The organism is Flavobacterium sharifuzzamanii (genome assembly GCF_003254585.1).
In the GTDB taxonomy this organism is placed as follows: Bacteria; Bacteroidota; Bacteroidia; order Flavobacteriales; family Flavobacteriaceae; genus Flavobacterium; species Flavobacterium sharifuzzamanii.
Genome location: NZ_QJGZ01000035.1, coordinates 245,474 through 261,865, shown reverse-complemented (window position 1 = coordinate 261,865; position 16,392 = coordinate 245,474). Strand labels below are relative to the sequence as shown.

At 33.0% G+C, this 16,392-nt stretch carries 11 protein-coding genes and 1 tRNA gene; 6 read left to right on the top strand and 6 right to left on the bottom strand.

Features of this window, described 5'->3' with window-relative positions:
* The first annotated feature begins 144 nt into the window (after nt 1-144).
* The 6 genes from DMA14_RS06265 to DMA14_RS06240 all read left to right on the top strand — a co-directional run bounded on the left by DMA14_RS06265 (nt 145) and on the right by DMA14_RS06240 (nt 9,069).
* Nucleotides 145-993, top strand: a complete 849-nt coding sequence (locus tag DMA14_RS06265) for a hypothetical protein (RefSeq protein WP_111423913.1) — start codon at nt 145-147, stop codon at nt 991-993.
* 1 nt (nt 994) lies between these two features.
* On the top strand, nt 995-4,159 hold the full coding sequence (locus tag DMA14_RS06260) for a DEAD/DEAH box helicase (protein WP_157957678.1): 3,165 nt from the start codon (nt 995-997) through the stop codon (nt 4,157-4,159).
* 356 nt (nt 4,160-4,515) lie between these two features.
* A complete protein-coding gene (locus DMA14_RS06255) occupies nt 4,516-5,277 on the top strand; it encodes a Cthe_2314 family HEPN domain-containing protein (RefSeq protein WP_111423911.1) in 762 nt (253 codons plus the stop codon).
* A 164-nt stretch (nt 5,278-5,441) separates the two neighbouring features.
* Complete coding sequence (locus DMA14_RS06250) at nt 5,442-6,377, top strand: hypothetical protein (RefSeq protein ID WP_111423910.1); 936 nt, start codon at nt 5,442-5,444, stop codon at nt 6,375-6,377.
* Between the two features lie 178 nt (nt 6,378-6,555).
* Nucleotides 6,556-7,203, top strand: a complete 648-nt coding sequence (locus DMA14_RS06245) for a hypothetical protein (RefSeq protein ID WP_111423909.1) — start codon at nt 6,556-6,558, stop codon at nt 7,201-7,203.
* Between the two features lie 840 nt (nt 7,204-8,043).
* Nucleotides 8,044-9,069, top strand: a complete 1,026-nt coding sequence (locus DMA14_RS06240; RefSeq protein WP_111423908.1) for an AAA family ATPase — start codon at nt 8,044-8,046, stop codon at nt 9,067-9,069.
* Here DMA14_RS06240 and DMA14_RS06235 read toward each other — a convergent pair.
* From DMA14_RS06235 to DMA14_RS06210, 6 genes are all read right to left on the bottom strand, one after another.
* On the bottom strand, nt 9,066-11,516 hold the full coding sequence (locus tag DMA14_RS06235) for a S8 family peptidase (protein WP_111423907.1): 2,451 nt from the start codon (nt 11,514-11,516) through the stop codon (nt 9,066-9,068). The two genes, DMA14_RS06240 and DMA14_RS06235, sit on opposite strands and share 4 nt — an antisense overlap.
* A gap of 153 nt (nt 11,517-11,669) precedes the next feature.
* Nucleotides 11,670-12,893 carry a site-specific integrase gene (locus tag DMA14_RS06230; RefSeq protein ID WP_111423906.1) on the bottom strand — a complete coding sequence of 408 codons (1,224 nt, stop codon included), beginning with the start codon at nt 12,891-12,893 and terminating at the stop codon, nt 11,670-11,672.
* Nucleotides 12,894-13,154: 261 nt separating this feature from the next.
* Nucleotides 13,155-13,242: transfer RNA gene (locus DMA14_RS06225), tRNA-Ser, on the bottom strand.
* Nucleotides 13,243-13,394: 152 nt separating this feature from the next.
* Nucleotides 13,395-13,793 (bottom strand): acyl-CoA thioesterase, encoded by a 399-nt coding sequence (locus tag DMA14_RS06220; RefSeq protein WP_111377764.1) that lies wholly within the window; start codon nt 13,791-13,793, stop codon nt 13,395-13,397.
* 1 nt (nt 13,794) lies between these two features.
* Nucleotides 13,795-14,928 carry a 3,4-dihydroxy-2-butanone-4-phosphate synthase gene (ribB, locus tag DMA14_RS06215; protein WP_162536276.1) on the bottom strand — a complete coding sequence of 378 codons (1,134 nt, stop codon included), beginning with the start codon at nt 14,926-14,928 and terminating at the stop codon, nt 13,795-13,797.
* 2 nt (nt 14,929-14,930) lie between these two features.
* The gene (locus DMA14_RS06210; RefSeq protein WP_111423905.1) at nt 14,931-16,385 is read right to left on the bottom strand and encodes an LptF/LptG family permease; all 1,455 of its coding nucleotides are present in this window, start codon (nt 16,383-16,385) and stop codon (nt 14,931-14,933) included.
* Nucleotides 16,386-16,392 lie beyond the last annotated feature (7 nt).

Sequence of the window (16,392 nt, the reverse complement as noted above, 5' to 3'; positions counted from 1 at the left end):
AAAAAGTACCAACTGCACTTCAGGGTTATTTTGTGGAGAATTAGCAGGATTCTTGCTTTTTGTTCGATGCATTTTCGAATGGAAGTTTTTTAGCATCTTATAAAATGAAATCAAGTATTTTTACTTAAGATTGATATAAAGGATATGACTATTTTTGAAGCAGGTGGCGATATGGCACTAGATAAAATATTTATCTTAATAATAAAAACTATGCCTTTTAAATACAATGAAATAGATGGTTCGCCTTCGTTTATAGATTATGAATATGAAATAGTCAATAAGAGCCTGCTGGCTAAATATGTCGCTGAAATGCTTTTAGGACATCATCACCATATTTTAAGAATCATTAAATCTTTATCTGCTAGTTTTCCTGTTCATAAAAACGAATCAATTGATCAAATAATTGAGAAAATAGTAAATGCTGACCCATCAAAACGAGATGGCTGGCTTTTTCAAATGATATCGTGGATTGTTCTTGCAAAAAGTAAGTCTGGAGATCTTTTTTATTCAAATTATCCACATTTTGCTCCAGCGCAGCATGGTATTGATGGATTAGCTATCACTCTTAATGTTGATGACACAATTAAGAATATTATTATTACCGAAGACAAATGTACAATTCATCCGAGAAATAAAATTACATCTCAGGTTTTTCCAGAGTTTAAAGAATTTGAAAGTGGAGCGAAAGATAATGCGCTCGTAGGAATTATTTCTAGTCTTATTGGTGGGCTAAATGCAGGTGAGATCTTGGAGAAAGTTCAGAATGATATATTTGAAAAAAAGTACCGTCTTTACAGAATTGGAATAACAAGAGAAGAATCTCATAATTCGCTTAATGGCAGGAAAAATTTATTTTCAAATTATGATAAATGCGTTGATGGCTCTACATCGGTTAGAAGAAGTGCGGCAAGTATACACCTAGAAGATATGAGAGACTGGATGGCTGATTTTGCTAACCAGGTAATAAACTATCTTGAATCCAAAAAAAACTAATATGTACAATAGTAAGACTGAAGATAAAATAAAGGATATTCCTCAGATTGGTGATATAGATATTGATAGGCTTCCGCAGGAATTGACAAAAATTTATGCGCAGGTGGTGAGTATAAGAAAACAGATTACCGAGGGAAGTTTGAATTTGGATGATGAAGGGGTTTTAAAGGCTCTTACATTGCTACAAAAATTGGCAAATAATTTAGAAACCATCCTAATTTCTATCCCAAATCATGAACAGAAAGAGTCCATCGCCTTTGTAGCAGCGACGGCCAACAGCCTTTTATATAAAATTACTTTGTCTGAGGACGTTAAGTCCGGTAAAATATTGGATGCTGATGTAATTTCAAGATATATTGCTTCAATAGTCCTTTTTTTGATTGGAAACAGTCAGGCAGATGCCGCTGAAATGACTAATACTCTTCCTGAATCAAAAACACTGAATCTGACACAGCAGAGACTTGTAACTTCTATTGTTGAATTGGCTAAAGGAAGATTATTTTTAATTTCTAAAGTCAATTTTAGTGAAAAAGAAATTTTTATTGATACTGATTTGGAAGAGGTAGCCTTGAATTTCTTGTGGAGAGAACTAGGGTTAGGAATTGTTTCAATAGCCTCATCCTTAACAGGTACAGAGAAACTGGATTATGAGATACATTTTCAAAAGGTAATAGAATTATCCATATCTAAGAAATCTTTTTTAGGGCAGAAAAGTGTTTTTGCCGGACCATATCGTTTAGCCCAACTTCTAAAAATTTTGGGGCGAGATATAATTAATAGAGGGGTAATTAACATTCCTACTCCCGATGGGGTTCATATAGGATCTTGGTATAAGTTTTTAAGTAATCTGGCAGGGCAACGTCCATATTTATGGGAAAATCACATTGAAGCAGTAGCAACCAATTTTTTGAAGCCTGGAACATCTGCGGTTTTAACACTTCCGACAGGAGCTGGTAAGTCAACACTTTCTGAACTTAAGATCGCCTCTTGCATTTACTCCGGAAAAAAAACAATTTACTTGGTACCAACTCATGCCTTAGAAGATCAAGTAAAGAGAAATTTAAAGGAGCTTTTTGAGGACTATGATCCTGATGAATTTGAATTTGATGGAGAATTTACGGAATTTGCAGAATTTAACAATTATCCGTTTCTGGTAATGACACCTGAACGCTGTCTGACCATAATAAATCTTTATCCGGACATATTTGATCATATTGGCCTTGTTGTCTTTGATGAATTTCATTTAATTCATGGAACAGACATTAAAAAGGATAGACGGTCGATAGATGCTATGTATTGTTTGTTGTCACTTTTCACTTTAATTCCACAATCAGATTATTTATTGATTTCAGCAATGGTTGAAAACGGCCAGGAAATATGTTCTTGGGTGGAGAAGATTACTACCCGTGAATGCCTTCTTTTTAATTCTTCATGGAAACCTACAAGGCAGCTACATGGATGCATAGTTTTTGAAGAAAGCGAGATTTCAGATCTTCGAGATTTATGCTTTGATGCCAGAAGAAGAGGTGATACCAATGGACCATCAGCTAGTTTACGGCGAGAGATGCTGATTAAGCCCTACTGTTTTTTTAGTTTGAAGAATATCTGGGAAACGAATGCTGATGCAGATTATTTGAGAACATCAATTTTTGAAGACAAAGTGATGCTTGATGTAAATAGGGGTTGGCAGCTTACGAGCAATAGAAACGATGTTGCTGCTAGGCTCGCAGTTCATTTTGCGGGATTGGGGCTTAAAACATTAGTTTTTGTGGATGATCCCAGAATAGCAAATTCGACATGGAAAAAAATAAATGACAAATTAACTAGGGAAAATGGTTTTTTAGAGTTTTGTAAAGAAAAGGATGCAGATATCGAACTGCTGGCTAAAGAATTGGGAGCGATAGAATACTCCTATTTTAACGAGCAGTACAACGTAAGTGTGCATCATGGACTTCTACTTCCAATTGAAAGGAATTTGATTGAAGAATATTATAAAAAATCAGATGGAGCTGTAGTGATGGTGGCAACCGCAACTTTAGCTCAAGGTATTAACCTGCCTGCTGAAATAGTAATTATAGCAGGTGATGATAGATTTGATGATGAATTAGGTTTTAGGGAAGCAGTGAAACCGCATGAGCTGTTAAATGCTGCTGGCAGAGCTGGCAGAGCGGGACTTTCATCACAAGGAGCAGTTATACTAATTCCTGGAGATATAGTAACGATGCGGAATTTAGTGATATCAAGCAGGTGGTGGGATTTAAAAAAACGAGTATTTTCAAAAGGAGACCAATGTCTTAAAATTGAAGATCCGTTAGAATATTTACTGGATTCTCTTCAAGAAGATGCTGAAAGCCTAGATGTAACTCAGGCTAATATTTTATATAGATTTAAGGCGGAAAAACTTTCAGAATTTGACACAAAGGTACTTTTGAGGAATTCCTTATACGCTTTTAAATCGGAGAAAGAAATGAAATCTGATAGTTTCGAAGGTCAGGTTGAATATTTTTTAGAAAGAAGAAAACAATTGGATGATTTGTCAGAAGATATTTTATGGACAAAAGAAATCAGCTTTAAAACGGGAGTTGATCCAACGTTGATTTTAGAGCTTTCGGAAAGTATAGATGAAGAGGATTTTGATGAATTTATTGATTTTTCAATTACGGAATATATAGATTGGTTTTTCAAATGGTTAGGAAAAGATGAAAGATATCTAAGCCGAATTTTCACCAAACCCAATACTCGAGATCAAATTAGAAAAGCATGTGGAATGCAGCTTAGCAAGCTTCATACGGATAAGGAAATACTTGAGAAGCTTCCTATTGTGAGCGACATTTTAAAAAATTATGTGGAAGGTAAAACCATAAAAGAACTAAATGATATTATTCCAGATTCGAAGAATCCTGATAAGAGCTTGTATTTGTTAAAAGCCCGAAGTTTTATTTTGAGACTTGTCCCTGAACTAAGTTTTGGTTTAGGAGTTTTATCATTTATTACACTAGAAAGAGCCAAACAGAAAAACTATAATGAGCAAGAAATTCCACTTAACGTTAAGATTTTAGCAAGTTGTATACGAGAAGGTTTTGATGATGCAGAAAAGTTAGTTTTTAAGAAGAAATATAAATTCAAGGGTCGGGTTAATTGCCATGAATTATTTTCGATGTTTTAAGACTAAATTCCTCTATATGATCTGATGAATTCTTATTTAGTTAGTTATGATTTTCGTCGAAGGGAGATGGCTAAAAAGGTTTTTTAATTAAAAATATAAGTTATTTTTTTCTTTCTAATCTCTGTTCTTAATTATTTTTTAACTGCGCAAAATAGCTGCGTACTGCTAAATTATCTTTGATCTTGCTTAGTAATCATATCTAAAATTGATATCGTAATTATTAAATAAAAAACTTAGAAGGGTCAGTATGCTGATTTTGTATTTAGGAAGATTTTTGAATTCAGAAGAATGGACTTAGATTACTCCTCAGCTCGCTATAAAACCAGAACATCACTAACTGTTATAAAAGCAACTAAATGGAAATAACTGAACTTAACGATAAATTAGTTAAAGATTTTTTTGAAATTGTTCATCGTACAATGGAAGAAATTCATATTCATCCAGAGTATAGCTTGTCCAAAAACAATCATCATTTATTTAGTCCGGAAGGGAAATATGCTAATGCAGTTTTTGGTATTTATGCTAAAATAAATGAGATCAAAGAAGATTTAAGTAAAGTAGAAGTTTTTCTACGTCGTTTTCCATTAAAAAAATTTTATGAAGAAAATGAAATTTCTCATCTAGATTATATTAAATATCATACCGAAGTTTTCTATCACAAATGCAATACACTGTTAGATTTGTTCAAATTATTTACAAATGAAGTATATGAACTTGGGTATTCCGAAAGAAAATGTACTTGGGGTAATCTAATGAAATCGGAAGCAGTTAAAGATTCGCTATCACTAAAAGTAATAGAATATTATCATAAAAGTTTTGAGCACATTATTAAAGCCAGAAATTTAAATACTCATCGTGGAATATTCAAAGATTCTGAAAAAGATGATATTGAAGCTCCAATGATGATTTACAAAAATTCCGAAAAGTTTAATATGGAATTAGGTGATGACTTCAGAAGAATGATGCCTAAATTTTTATTGGAATATAAACTGAAAAAATACAAAAATGAAAGGTTGTTGTACATAAAAAGCGGAAATAATTCGGCTGAACAATACATCAATATTTTTATAAACGTAACAATTCCTGAATTTTTGAACAGGGCTAAAGCGAAACAATAAGGCTATTAGCATACGTCTTATGCAATTTGGTAATTTAGAAGAATTACCTTTTTAGTAAATTTTCGTTTAGCCGAAAAGTCTCAATTTCGAAAGTTGCAAACCGAGCAACATGTGGGAATATTAGCAGTAATGCTTTCTCACGAGGCTTTTAAACAATAACTTATATGAAAGAAATAAATTACTTTGAACCTGATGAAATCTGGGAATTATTTAATGTAAAATCTGAAGATGATTTTAGAGAAAAATATTTACTAAAAGGGAAATTCCATTCGTTAGTTCCGGAGACGATAATTAATGATTACAAAGTAGTTGAAAGGCTAATGTATTATAGCTATTTTAATTATCCATTAATTGATGAAGCATTTTCAAAATCGACACGAATTTTTGAAGCAAGTGTTACTTTGAAACTCGAAATTTCGGGTTTAAAAAGAGATGGTTTTGAATCATTAAATTCAAAGCTTACACGTTTGAAAGCATTATGTTCAAATGATTTATTTGAACAATGGAGAGCAGCAAAAGAGTTAAGGAATCATTTTGCACATCGCGAAGCTGGTCGTCTTATGGGGATTTTTCTAATGAACGGATTTAAACAAAACTTAAATCTAATAAATTCAATTTTTCTTGAATCTTCAACTATATTAATTAAAGAAAATAATCTGAAAGATTTACTTCAACAGAGCGAGCACTTAGTAAATGGTTTATTTATTTTAGAGTTTAGAAATACAAAAGTATTAATATCTGGTGCAAGAGCTTTTACAACTGGCATTATAAGTAATATAGGTAAATCACTATGGGTTTTTACTCCGATTATAGGTAATAAGATTATACAGCACGTAAATGATTTTCCTGCTTCACTAATTTTAAAATTAGAAAATGTACAAATTAATGAGAAAGGATTAAATGCAATAGATGCTGTAACAAAAGAAGTAATTCAGCTTACAGTAACTGAGAATGGTGAAAATGTTGAGAAATTCAATTTGCACAATAAACGAATTGCAGAAATCGAAAAGATCTCGCCAAATATTAGTTTAGAGTATATGTCAATGTTAAAGCATGAAACAGCGAAAGAAATTTCAGATTTTCTATATGAAGATTGGTAATTGCATAACAACTAACTGCTGCTGAAACGGATGTAGATAATTGTGTATTTGAAAAACGATTTTGCATGCGGCGTAATGAAAACTTAACTGAATTCGAGCTATATTCGTTGGAAAATAGAATTGTTTAACTTTTTTCCAGTTTAGATCATAAGGAATTATAATTAATCAAAAGAAAAAAATGAACTTTCAGCCTACATTTGAAAATAGACAAATTGCAATTGAAAAAGCCCTTTTCTTTGAGTCATTAACTTCTAAGCTTATCAAGCACATGATGGGGCTGGAGTTACTGGGCAGTACGAAGTCACTAGATAATAAATCTTCTTCGATAAGTTTGCGTGCTAAAATTGATCTGCTTGTGGATTGCGGTAAAATTGACAAGCTGACTTATGCCAATTTATTGCATATTATCAGCATTAGAAATCAGTTTGCACATAATTTTGAATGCAATAATTTTGAAGATTTACCAAAATTTATTGATGGTATTGATAAACCATTGCTAAAATATAGTCCAGATTTAAGTGCTTCAGTAGAAGAAAGCTTAAAAAAGGGATTTTTGAACATGGCGGATCAAGCGTTCAAATTTCTTTTAAATGAATTCGGAGGAGTTACAAAAGAATATCAAATTGATACAGAGAAACTAAAAATACGCATTACAGAGGAAGAGGAAAAATTATTGGATCAATACGGAATCGAAGGAGCTAGAAATAGGGCTTTGGTTTTAAATAAAGTAAGACAACTTCTTAGAGAAGATGGAAACGAAGAATTGAATTCGAAAATAAATGAAGAGATTATCAAATTTAAGAGTGAAAACACTGATCTGCATTAATTGTAAAATTCTGTAGTGTTATACTTCTTATTTGCGATTAACGTTGCTCAACTGTAGCACTTCCAGTACTATGAATTTTGACTCTTACTTGAGAAATGTTATTTATTTTCTAATTACGTCCGCACTGCGGACGCAATTAGAAATATTTGGAAAAAACAGCAAGATTTTATGCTGGCTGATTTCTCTCAACAGTGTTGAGAGATTTGAATGATTTTTATGTTGCGGATAGAATTGTTTAATCCGCAAAATATTTTTATTTGAAAATCCTTTTAGCGTCGGTTCTTATAGAAGTAGATAATTGGTAATTCATCGACCATAGCAAATCCTCTCTTTTCAGATTCTAACCTTTGAATAATGTAATCCTTATTGTTCTAGCAGGGGAAGCTCATTTGTTTTTACTCCTATAGTAATGTAGAACTCCCTTTTTTCTTTATTATAAACTGATTATATGAATTTGAATTGTGTCCGCACTGTGGACACAATTGGAAACATTCTGAAAATTTTTGATCCCTCTTTCTTGACAATTTGAAAATCCAGTTGCATTCTGAGGCTTTAATTCTTCGGATAATTAAGTATGATCTATAATCTGCTCTTTTTTTGCTGCTGTTTTTCTTCAAAAGTGAGTTTTTTTAATATTAAAGTATATTATTACTATATCATTAATTATTAAAATCTCTAAATCATTTGAAAATCTGAATTTATGATGTAAGGTATCCGAGAATAAAAGCTGAAATAACCTTGTTTTGTAATTTGTAGATTTTTTTTAATAATTCAGGTATTATTAATCAGATGATTTTCCGTAAATTTATTAAATAAATTTGGTTACTTTTGCGGCAGTATATGGCACAGGCAGACTACATCAAAGAAATAGCAAAGTATGGTCTTGAGAATGATCAGGAACGTCTATTGTCTGTTTTAAACGAGTTGATTGAGCATTCTAAGAAAACTAAAAAGTTAAATTTTGCCATACAGCTTCAGTCAATTTTAAAAGATGCAATTAGATTTCAAAAATCCACAGGATTAATAAAAGTTGGTTCGGAAACTTATTTAAACAGGATTGAAGACAAAGAAATCTCTGATTTAATATTAGAGAAAATTACCTCTGATTATACTTTAGAAAATATTATTGCAAATGAAAAGGTGCATAATGAATTAAACTTTTTTATTGAAGAACATCATAAAATTGAAGTTCTTCAGCAATTTGGACTGCCGGTTTCTAATAAACTACTTTTACATGGACCATCAGGATGCGGAAAGACATTAGCCTCTTATGTTATTGCTGGCGAATTAGAAAAAATGATGGTTGTTATTGATCTGGGGGCCATTGTGTCTTCGAAATTAGGAGAAACAAGCAAAAACTTATCTAAAATATTCAAAAAAGCAGCACTGGAGGATTGTATTATATTTCTAGATGAATTTGACAGTCTTGGTAAAATACGAGATTACAGTCAAGATCATGGAGAAATGAAAAGAGTAGTCAATACTATATTGCAGCTTTTTGATTATCTTCCGCAAAGCAGTATTGTAATAGCTGCAACAAATCAGAAGGATATGCTTGATGAAGCACTGTTGCGCAGATTTGATAATATAATCGAATTTCAATTTCCTAATGAAGCAGAAATCGGCAAACTTATCGAATTAGTTCTACAAAATGGGAGTTTTAAATTTGATAATAAGGCAGCTGCGAACAGAATTTTAAAGGAATGCATAGGTTTGTCTTATTACAGCATTCAAAAGACCCTTATCACCGCAATTAAAAGGTCTTTATTCGCTGCTGAGCAAACGCAAAACTTGCTTTCCGCTAAAATAGATACATCCATCTGGAAAAAACTTGTTATCACTGAAAAGGAGTCTTTAAATATCTAAAGATCTGCTTCTAAATCATCATCAAGTTCAATATTTAGCATAGATTCAACCTCATTAGCCAATTGTAATCCATCGTATAATTTTCCGGTTTTCTTCTTTAGATTTTCTTCTATAGTAAGCACAATTGAAAATGAAAATTCTTTAGGATAATTTTCAGGTAATCCCCCAACAATCTGATCCGATACTCTTGCGTGTAATGCTAGTTTGAACGTGCTTTTTTCATTAACCAAGTCGGCTACATTGACATTAAGTGTTATTTTCTGAGTATTTGAATAAGGAATAGGTTTTGAAATGTATCTTCCGTTTTCAGACCATGTTAGAGTTGATTTTAGCTTTGACAATATCTCCTCATCGGATTTCATAATATCCTCTGCTGTATGGTTCTTAAAGATGCTGAAGGCCATGTGGATTGGATTGTAAGACAGTTGATTGTTTTTGATGGGCAGGAATTTAAAGCATAAAGTTGCTGTAATTTTTAAAATTCCGTTTATTTTGCCTAGGTTATCATTTATCAGGTAATTTGGAAAATTAACAGGGTAAATTTTTATTTTTCCACTCTTTATAGTATCTTCTAATATGAGTGTGGCTGAATTTTCATTTGAGTATAATGTTTTAAAATCATCAATCAGTCCATGCCCAATTACTCTATTTTTTAATTTAGAAACATCTGGTTTAAATGGCATCAAGCTTGTAGATGCGCTGTTTATTATAAGTGCTTTGACGCTTTCGTTGGTAAGTAACGGATAGTTTTTTGTGATTTTTGCGGCAAGATTGGCAACAAGTGGAGTAGCAAAACTTGTTCCGACTTCTTGGATTATGCCGATTTCAGGACGGGCTGATAAAAGTGTAAGGGCCGGTTCATCCATCCAGTCTAAAGTGTTTTCGTCGTAATATCCTATATCACCGGCATACTCAATACCATCAGGCTTGAAATAGTTTTTATTTATTTTAACAGTACTAAATATTGCAGATAGGTCGATATGTCCTTTTCTGGTGTAGAGTGCAGGAAATTCTTTACCGCTGGAAATGCCTAAAAAAGGCCCGTCTATTAGATTGCCTGCTGCAGCACCTACAGTGAAATTGTTTAAACTATCTGCGGGAGTAGATAAATTAGTATGGTTGTTTTGAAAATAGGAAAGGTCATAACTTGTATTTTCATTTAGACAGTTCAAATTATTTCCCGTACAAATAAAGATAAGGCTATTTGTCTCGTATGAGAATTTATCTAGTAAATAAGTGTAGTTTGAAAACGGTTCATTTTGCTCTTTAAAGATGCCGTAGCATGTGGTTAATGTAAATAGACGAATTTCTGGGTATTTCTTTTTTACATCATAAAGCATTTTTAATAAATCAACTTCAGATATATAACCATTTCCATTTTCGCTAATTTTAATTGACAGCAGCTTAGCATCGGCAATGACTTTTCCTTTGAAATTATTTTTATGATTCTCTTTTCCCAAAGCGGCTAAAGCCGCCACCGCCGTACCATGACCTAAATAATTCAATCCACTTCTTCGCCCAGCCTGGTCAATTAAGGGATTGCCTGCAAGGGTAAAGCTTGTGTCATCAATTATTAAAGGAGCTAAAGCTGTTTGAGAACTAATTCCGGTGTCAATTATTCCAATAATTGGCAATTGCTCATCTGAGTTTGAAATGGTAAAAGCGAACTGGCGTTCAACTGTGTTAAATTCACCAGGGCGGATCGTAGTGAAGAGTGAGCATGTCGCGCTCTCAATTATGTCGTAATTTTGTATGATCAATTGAATTTGCTGCGAATCTGGATTTATCAATTCTATTCTATCATTTTCAGAATCATGCTTATGGTCAATATTTGATTCATTTAAATAGCTTATTAAAGCTTTTACAATTTGCTGCTTAATAGCATCATCCAGCGGTAGGTTAATAAGTTCAAGGTATACAATAGATCCGGTATCTTCCAATTTGAACTTTAGAATATCTTCTGTTCGAAGGAGTTTAAAATCTGATATATATTTGACATATTCGGAAAACTTTAGATTATGGTTTTTCTCGAGTTCGTAACGGATGAAATTGTTTACATTACTAATGAATCTCTCAAACTTTTCGCGGTCAACAATAGCAAATAATCCTTTTTTTGCAAAGTCGTAGAAGGATGTGGCTTCTAGTCCAAAATTATTGTAATAGTCCTTGTAATATTTATTTATGACAAACTGATCTTGAAAAGTAATCTGTACATAGTCTATGTCGAAGGGTATGGCTAAAGATTTATCTCTTAATTTGTATTTACTATTTAAATCGCTTTCAAAGCGTATCAGATTATTTCTAAATGAGTTGGCTAGCCTGGTGTAACTTCTAGGTTCTTTATCTTCTTCATCATTGCTAGGATCAAAGCCATAATTATATTTGAAGTCTTTGATTTCGGACAGCTGTTTTTTACTTAGAAATTTTAAGTGAGATTTGTTAGTCATTGTTTGGTTAGTTAGTTTAAATGTAAATATAAGAAAAGTATGTATAAGATTGTTATCTAGGTGATTGGCATTTTTAAGGATGGTTTGGAGCTATTTTTAATTATGTTTTAGTGTTAAGAGGCTTCAAATTCAGAAGCCTCATTTGAAAGAGTGTTACTTAAACTTAGATTTTAATTTTTCCATGTCCTCCATTATGTTAATATCCAAAACTTTTGCATAATGCTGGGTCTGCTTGGTATTGGTATGTCCCATCATTGCAGAAACATTCTCAAGTCTTACACCATTTCCTAAAGTTACGGTTGTTGCAAATGTGTGTCTGGCAACATACCAAGTAAGATGTTTGTCTATGCTGCAGGCATCAGCTATTTCCTTAAGATAAGCATTCATTTTCTGGTTGGAAATTTTCGGGATAAGACCTTTCTGCTGATTTTTATATTTAGAAATAATTTTCTCAATGGTTGGTAATACAGGCACATTTGCTCTAATGGCAGTTTTGGCTCTGCTCGTCATAATCCATGAGTTTCCATTTGAATCTTCAGATAAGTTTCTTTCGGTCAGATCCATCGCATCGATGGGTGCATATCCTGTATAGCAGCTGAAAAGAAATATGTCCTTGACTTTTTCCAGACGTGGCGTTGGAAATATTTTATTCTCAATTGTGTTCAGTTCCTGCTGTGTCAGGAAAACGGCATCTTTTACGCTCAGTCTGCCGTCATAAATATTGAACGGGTTTTTTATGATCAGATCCATCTTTATAGCATAATTACAGGCAGTCTTATACATTTTCATATATTTTACCACCGAATTGTTTTTGATGCCTGTATGGTCTTTAAAACTGCTCTCATACTTAAGGAACTGTTCCAGTTTGAATACAAACGAGCTTGATATTTCAGATGCAGGCATATCTTCCTTCTTATAGTTGCTGGAGATGAAACTCAAAAGCAGGTCTTTTGCCCTTTTGTACTTCTGCAGTGAAGCCGATGCGCGCTCTCCAGTATTTACTCTTTTGGTGAAGAATTCATTGTATGTATCCATAATCTGAATTATGGTAGAACCTTCAGGCTGATCGATTTTGACTTTTCCTGTGAGTTCAGCTTTTAGTAATTGAAGGTTGACCTCAGGATCAATTCTGAAGAGTTCAGTAAATTTTTTGGCTGCATTAAGCTGGAAAAGATCAAGCAGGTTTTTTATTACTATTTCCTTTTCAATTTTAAGCTGGTTTCTAAGGTTATTAGTGCTGGTCCATCTTTCTTTTGAAATGGCTAGCCCGGTTGACATGGAAATTTGTTTGTCATTGTAGCTTAAACGGGCATAGATTGGAGATTCGCCGTTCTTGTTTGCTCTGTCGGATTTCTGGTAAAAAATTACTTTTAACATTCTATCTAGTTTTAAAATTAATAATCAAATTGAATTAAAAATTTTAAGAGAGCCCATTGACAGCAGGGAATTCCCGGGGAATTCTTTCTTTTTAGTTACCCTTTTTTGAGAAAAAAGAATCAAAAAAAGATAGGGTAACTAATAGGGTAACCATTCTTTGATAAAACATGTGCTTTTTGAAAAGTGTGTAAAAACGAAAAAGCCTTTAAACACTAGTGTTTAAAGGCTTTTGACTTTTAAAGTTTCTTCTGAAACTTGTACTGGCGGAGAAAGAGGGATTCGAACCCCCGGACCTGTTACAGTCAACAGTTTTCAAGACTGCCGCATTCGACCGCTCTGCCATTTCTCCAATATGTCGCGATCATTATCTGATTGCGGGTGCAAATATAAGACGGTTTTTCGGTTATAAAAACTTTTTTCGAACTTTTTTTTTGAAGTTTTTTAAGATAATTTTCAAGTATCTAATTATCAGTATTTCCGAAAGTGAGTTTTTTTGAAAAATTAATCTAAATGGTCTAAAATTGGCGTCGGTTTTTTGTGTTCGTCAACAGCAACAAATGAAAAAGTTCCTGAAACTACCGTTTCGCGAAGTTCAGAATACATTTGTTCCATAAAAATATCAACGTGAATTTTACAGCTTGTTCTTCCAACGCTATCCACCTTGGCTACTAATTCGATTAAAGTTCCTGCAGGAATTGCTTTTTTAAAGTCAATTTGTCCTGTAGAAATTGTAACTACTTTTTTACGGCTGAAACGTGTTGCACAGATAAAAGCAACTTCGTCCATTAAATGAAGAGCAGTTCCTCCAAATAAAGTATCATAATGATTTGTTGTGCTAGGAAATACCGCTTTAAAAATACGGGTTTCTGATTTTTGAATTCTTTCTTCTACTGTTCCCATATTAATAATTAACGTATTCTGTAATTTCAAGCCCGTATCCAATCATACCCACTCGTTTTGTTTGCTCTGTGTTCGAAACCAATCTGATTTTAGAAATATCTATATCATGAAGAATTTGTGCTCCGATACCATAGTCTTTGCTGTCAATAATAACTTTCGGTGCTTTTAAAGTTCCGTTAGCTTGTAATGATTTAAGCTCAGAAATTCTATTTAAAAGGTTTACAGCCGTCATGTCTTGATTGATAAAGATAACAGCGCCTTTTCCGTTTTCATTAATTACTTTAAACATATCATCTAACTGCTGTTCGGCATTGTTAGTCAATGTGCCTAATAAATCATTATTTACCTGAGAAGAGTGAATTCTTGTCAAAATTGGTTCACCAAGATTCCAAGTTCCTTTGGTCAAAGCAATATGAATTTGTTTGTTTGTAGTTTGTTCGTAAGCTCTTAAACGGAAAGTTCCAAAACGAGTCTCAATGTCAAAATCTTCTTTTTTAACAATTAAGCTATCGTGCTGCATTCTGTAAGCAACTAAGTCTTCAATAGAAACCAATTTCAAATTGAATTTCTTAGCAACTTTAACTAATTCTGGCAAACGCGACATTGTTCCGTCTTCGTTTAAGATTTCACAGATTACACCAGCAGGTTTAAATCCTGCAAGGCGCGCAAAATCAATTGCAGCTTCAGTATGTCCAGTTCTTCTTAAAACACCGCCTTGTTTTGCTATTAAAGGAAAAATGTGGCCAGGACGAGCTAAATCGTGAGGTTTTGTATTTGGGTCAACTAATGACTGAACTGTTTTTGATCTATCAGCAGCCGAAATTCCAGTTGTAACGCCTTGACCTTTTAAATCAACAGAAACAGTAAAAGCAGTTTCCATGTGATCTGTATTGTTGGTAACCATCGCACGAAGATCTAATTCCTTGCATCGGCTTTCTGTAAGTGGCGTACAAATTAAACCACGTCCATGAGTAGCCATAAAGTTGATCATTTCTGGAGTTACTTTTTCGGCAGCAGCCAAAAAATCACCTTCATTTTCACGATCTTCGTCATCGACTACAATGATTACTTTACCTTGACGAATATCTTCAATAGCTTCTTCAATGGTATTCAGTTGTATTTTTGTTGTTGACATAATTATTTTTGCTTTTGAGCAGATAAAAACCGCTCAGAGATTTTCTGAATTAGTTGTGAAATTGGGGTTGTAATTGCATCAAAATTAATTAATCCATTGTCGTTTGTAGCGCGATAGGTTAATAATATGGCAAGTGGCGACAAGACAAAAGATGACATCCATGATCCCATAAACGGGGTCATACCTCCTTCTTGTGACAATCTTTTTCCGAATGTATTGATGAAATGGAAAGTAATAAAGATTAAAACAGCAAATACAATAGGAAGTCCTAGTCCTCCTTTTCTAATAATAGCACCAAGCGGAGCTCCTATAAAGAACATTAAGAAACAAGCAAATGCAATAACAAATTTCTCATATAATGCATTATAGTGTTTGTTGATTTCTCGTTCCTTGTCTTTTAAATCTTTCTGCGTCGTTTCTATAGAATAAATATTGCTGGTAATATTGCTTCCAGCCATCTTTAGAATATCAACTTTGTCTTTGTTAGAGTAAATAGACAAAACATCATTTGGAAGCGGTTTCTTTTTGATGTTTTTTTGAGTACCTTTAGGGAATTTTTTAATCCCAACTCGCTGATTAATATTCTCAGAAAAAGAAACAATTTCGTTGTCTAAATTTTTGTTCAATGAATCTAAAGTATAGCGAAGTTCATTAACATTCAACATTCCATTTGTTCCTGCAATGTTTTCTTTGCTGTCGTCAACTTTGTTTAATTCAGATAAATCGATATTGATGATCTGTGTTTTAAATTTTCCTTTTATAAAAGGCATTTTAGCACGATCCTCATATTTTTTTGGAGTAACATCTTGGTAGTAATAACCGTCATTTAAAACCAATTTTAAAATACTAGATTTCTCATTGCTGACTAGTTCTCCAGTTTTAGCTTTAATTACGGTTTTATTTTCGCCCATATTATTCGCTTTCTCGTGAATAGTTACACCAGTAAGATGATTGCCGTTTTCGCCAGTTTTTTTGTTTACTTTAATGTTGTAAGTGCCAACATCGTTAAACTGACCTTCAGCAATTGCCATAGCTGGTTTAGCTTGAGCGATGTTTTTTCTAAAATTGACAAATTTATATTCGGCATACGGAATGACGTTGTTTGCAAACCAAAATGCAACAATACTTAAAACGAAAATAAAAATAATCAGTACTCTCATTGCTCTTTGTAATGAGATTCCAGAAGATTTCATGGCTGCGAATTCGTAATTTTCAGCTAGATTTCCAAAAGTCATGATGGATGCCAATAAAACCGAAAGTGGTAAAACCAGCGGAATAATTCGTGGCATAGAAAAAAGCAGGAATTTCACGACCAATATTAAGTCGAGATCTTTACCTGCTAGTTCTGAAATAAATAGCCATACTGTTTGCAGTATGAATATGAAAAATAAGATTACAAATACCGTAGTAAATGTAAGTAAGAATGTTTTTAATAAGTATTTGTCTAGAATTTTCAACCTTCTG

Coding starts and splice junctions, on each gene's coding strand:
- DMA14_RS06245 (WP_111423909.1), top strand. CDS start 6,556: ATGAACTTTCAGCCTACATTTGAAAATAGACAAATTGCAATTGAAAAA.
- ribB (WP_162536276.1), bottom strand. CDS start 14,928: ATGTCAACAACAAAAATACAACTGAATACCATTGAAGAAGCTATTGAA.
- DMA14_RS06265 (WP_111423913.1), top strand. CDS start 145: ATGACTATTTTTGAAGCAGGTGGCGATATGGCACTAGATAAAATATTT.
- DMA14_RS06260 (WP_157957678.1), top strand. CDS start 995: ATGTACAATAGTAAGACTGAAGATAAAATAAAGGATATTCCTCAGATT.
- DMA14_RS06230 (WP_111423906.1), bottom strand. CDS start 12,893: ATGTTAAAAGTAATTTTTTACCAGAAATCCGACAGAGCAAACAAGAAC.
- DMA14_RS06255 (WP_111423911.1), top strand. CDS start 4,516: ATGGAAATAACTGAACTTAACGATAAATTAGTTAAAGATTTTTTTGAA.
- DMA14_RS06240 (WP_111423908.1), top strand. CDS start 8,044: ATGGCACAGGCAGACTACATCAAAGAAATAGCAAAGTATGGTCTTGAG.
- DMA14_RS06220 (WP_111377764.1), bottom strand. CDS start 13,793: ATGGGAACAGTAGAAGAAAGAATTCAAAAATCAGAAACCCGTATTTTT.
- DMA14_RS06235 (WP_111423907.1), bottom strand. CDS start 11,516: ATGACTAACAAATCTCACTTAAAATTTCTAAGTAAAAAACAGCTGTCC.
- DMA14_RS06250 (WP_111423910.1), top strand. CDS start 5,442: ATGAAAGAAATAAATTACTTTGAACCTGATGAAATCTGGGAATTATTT.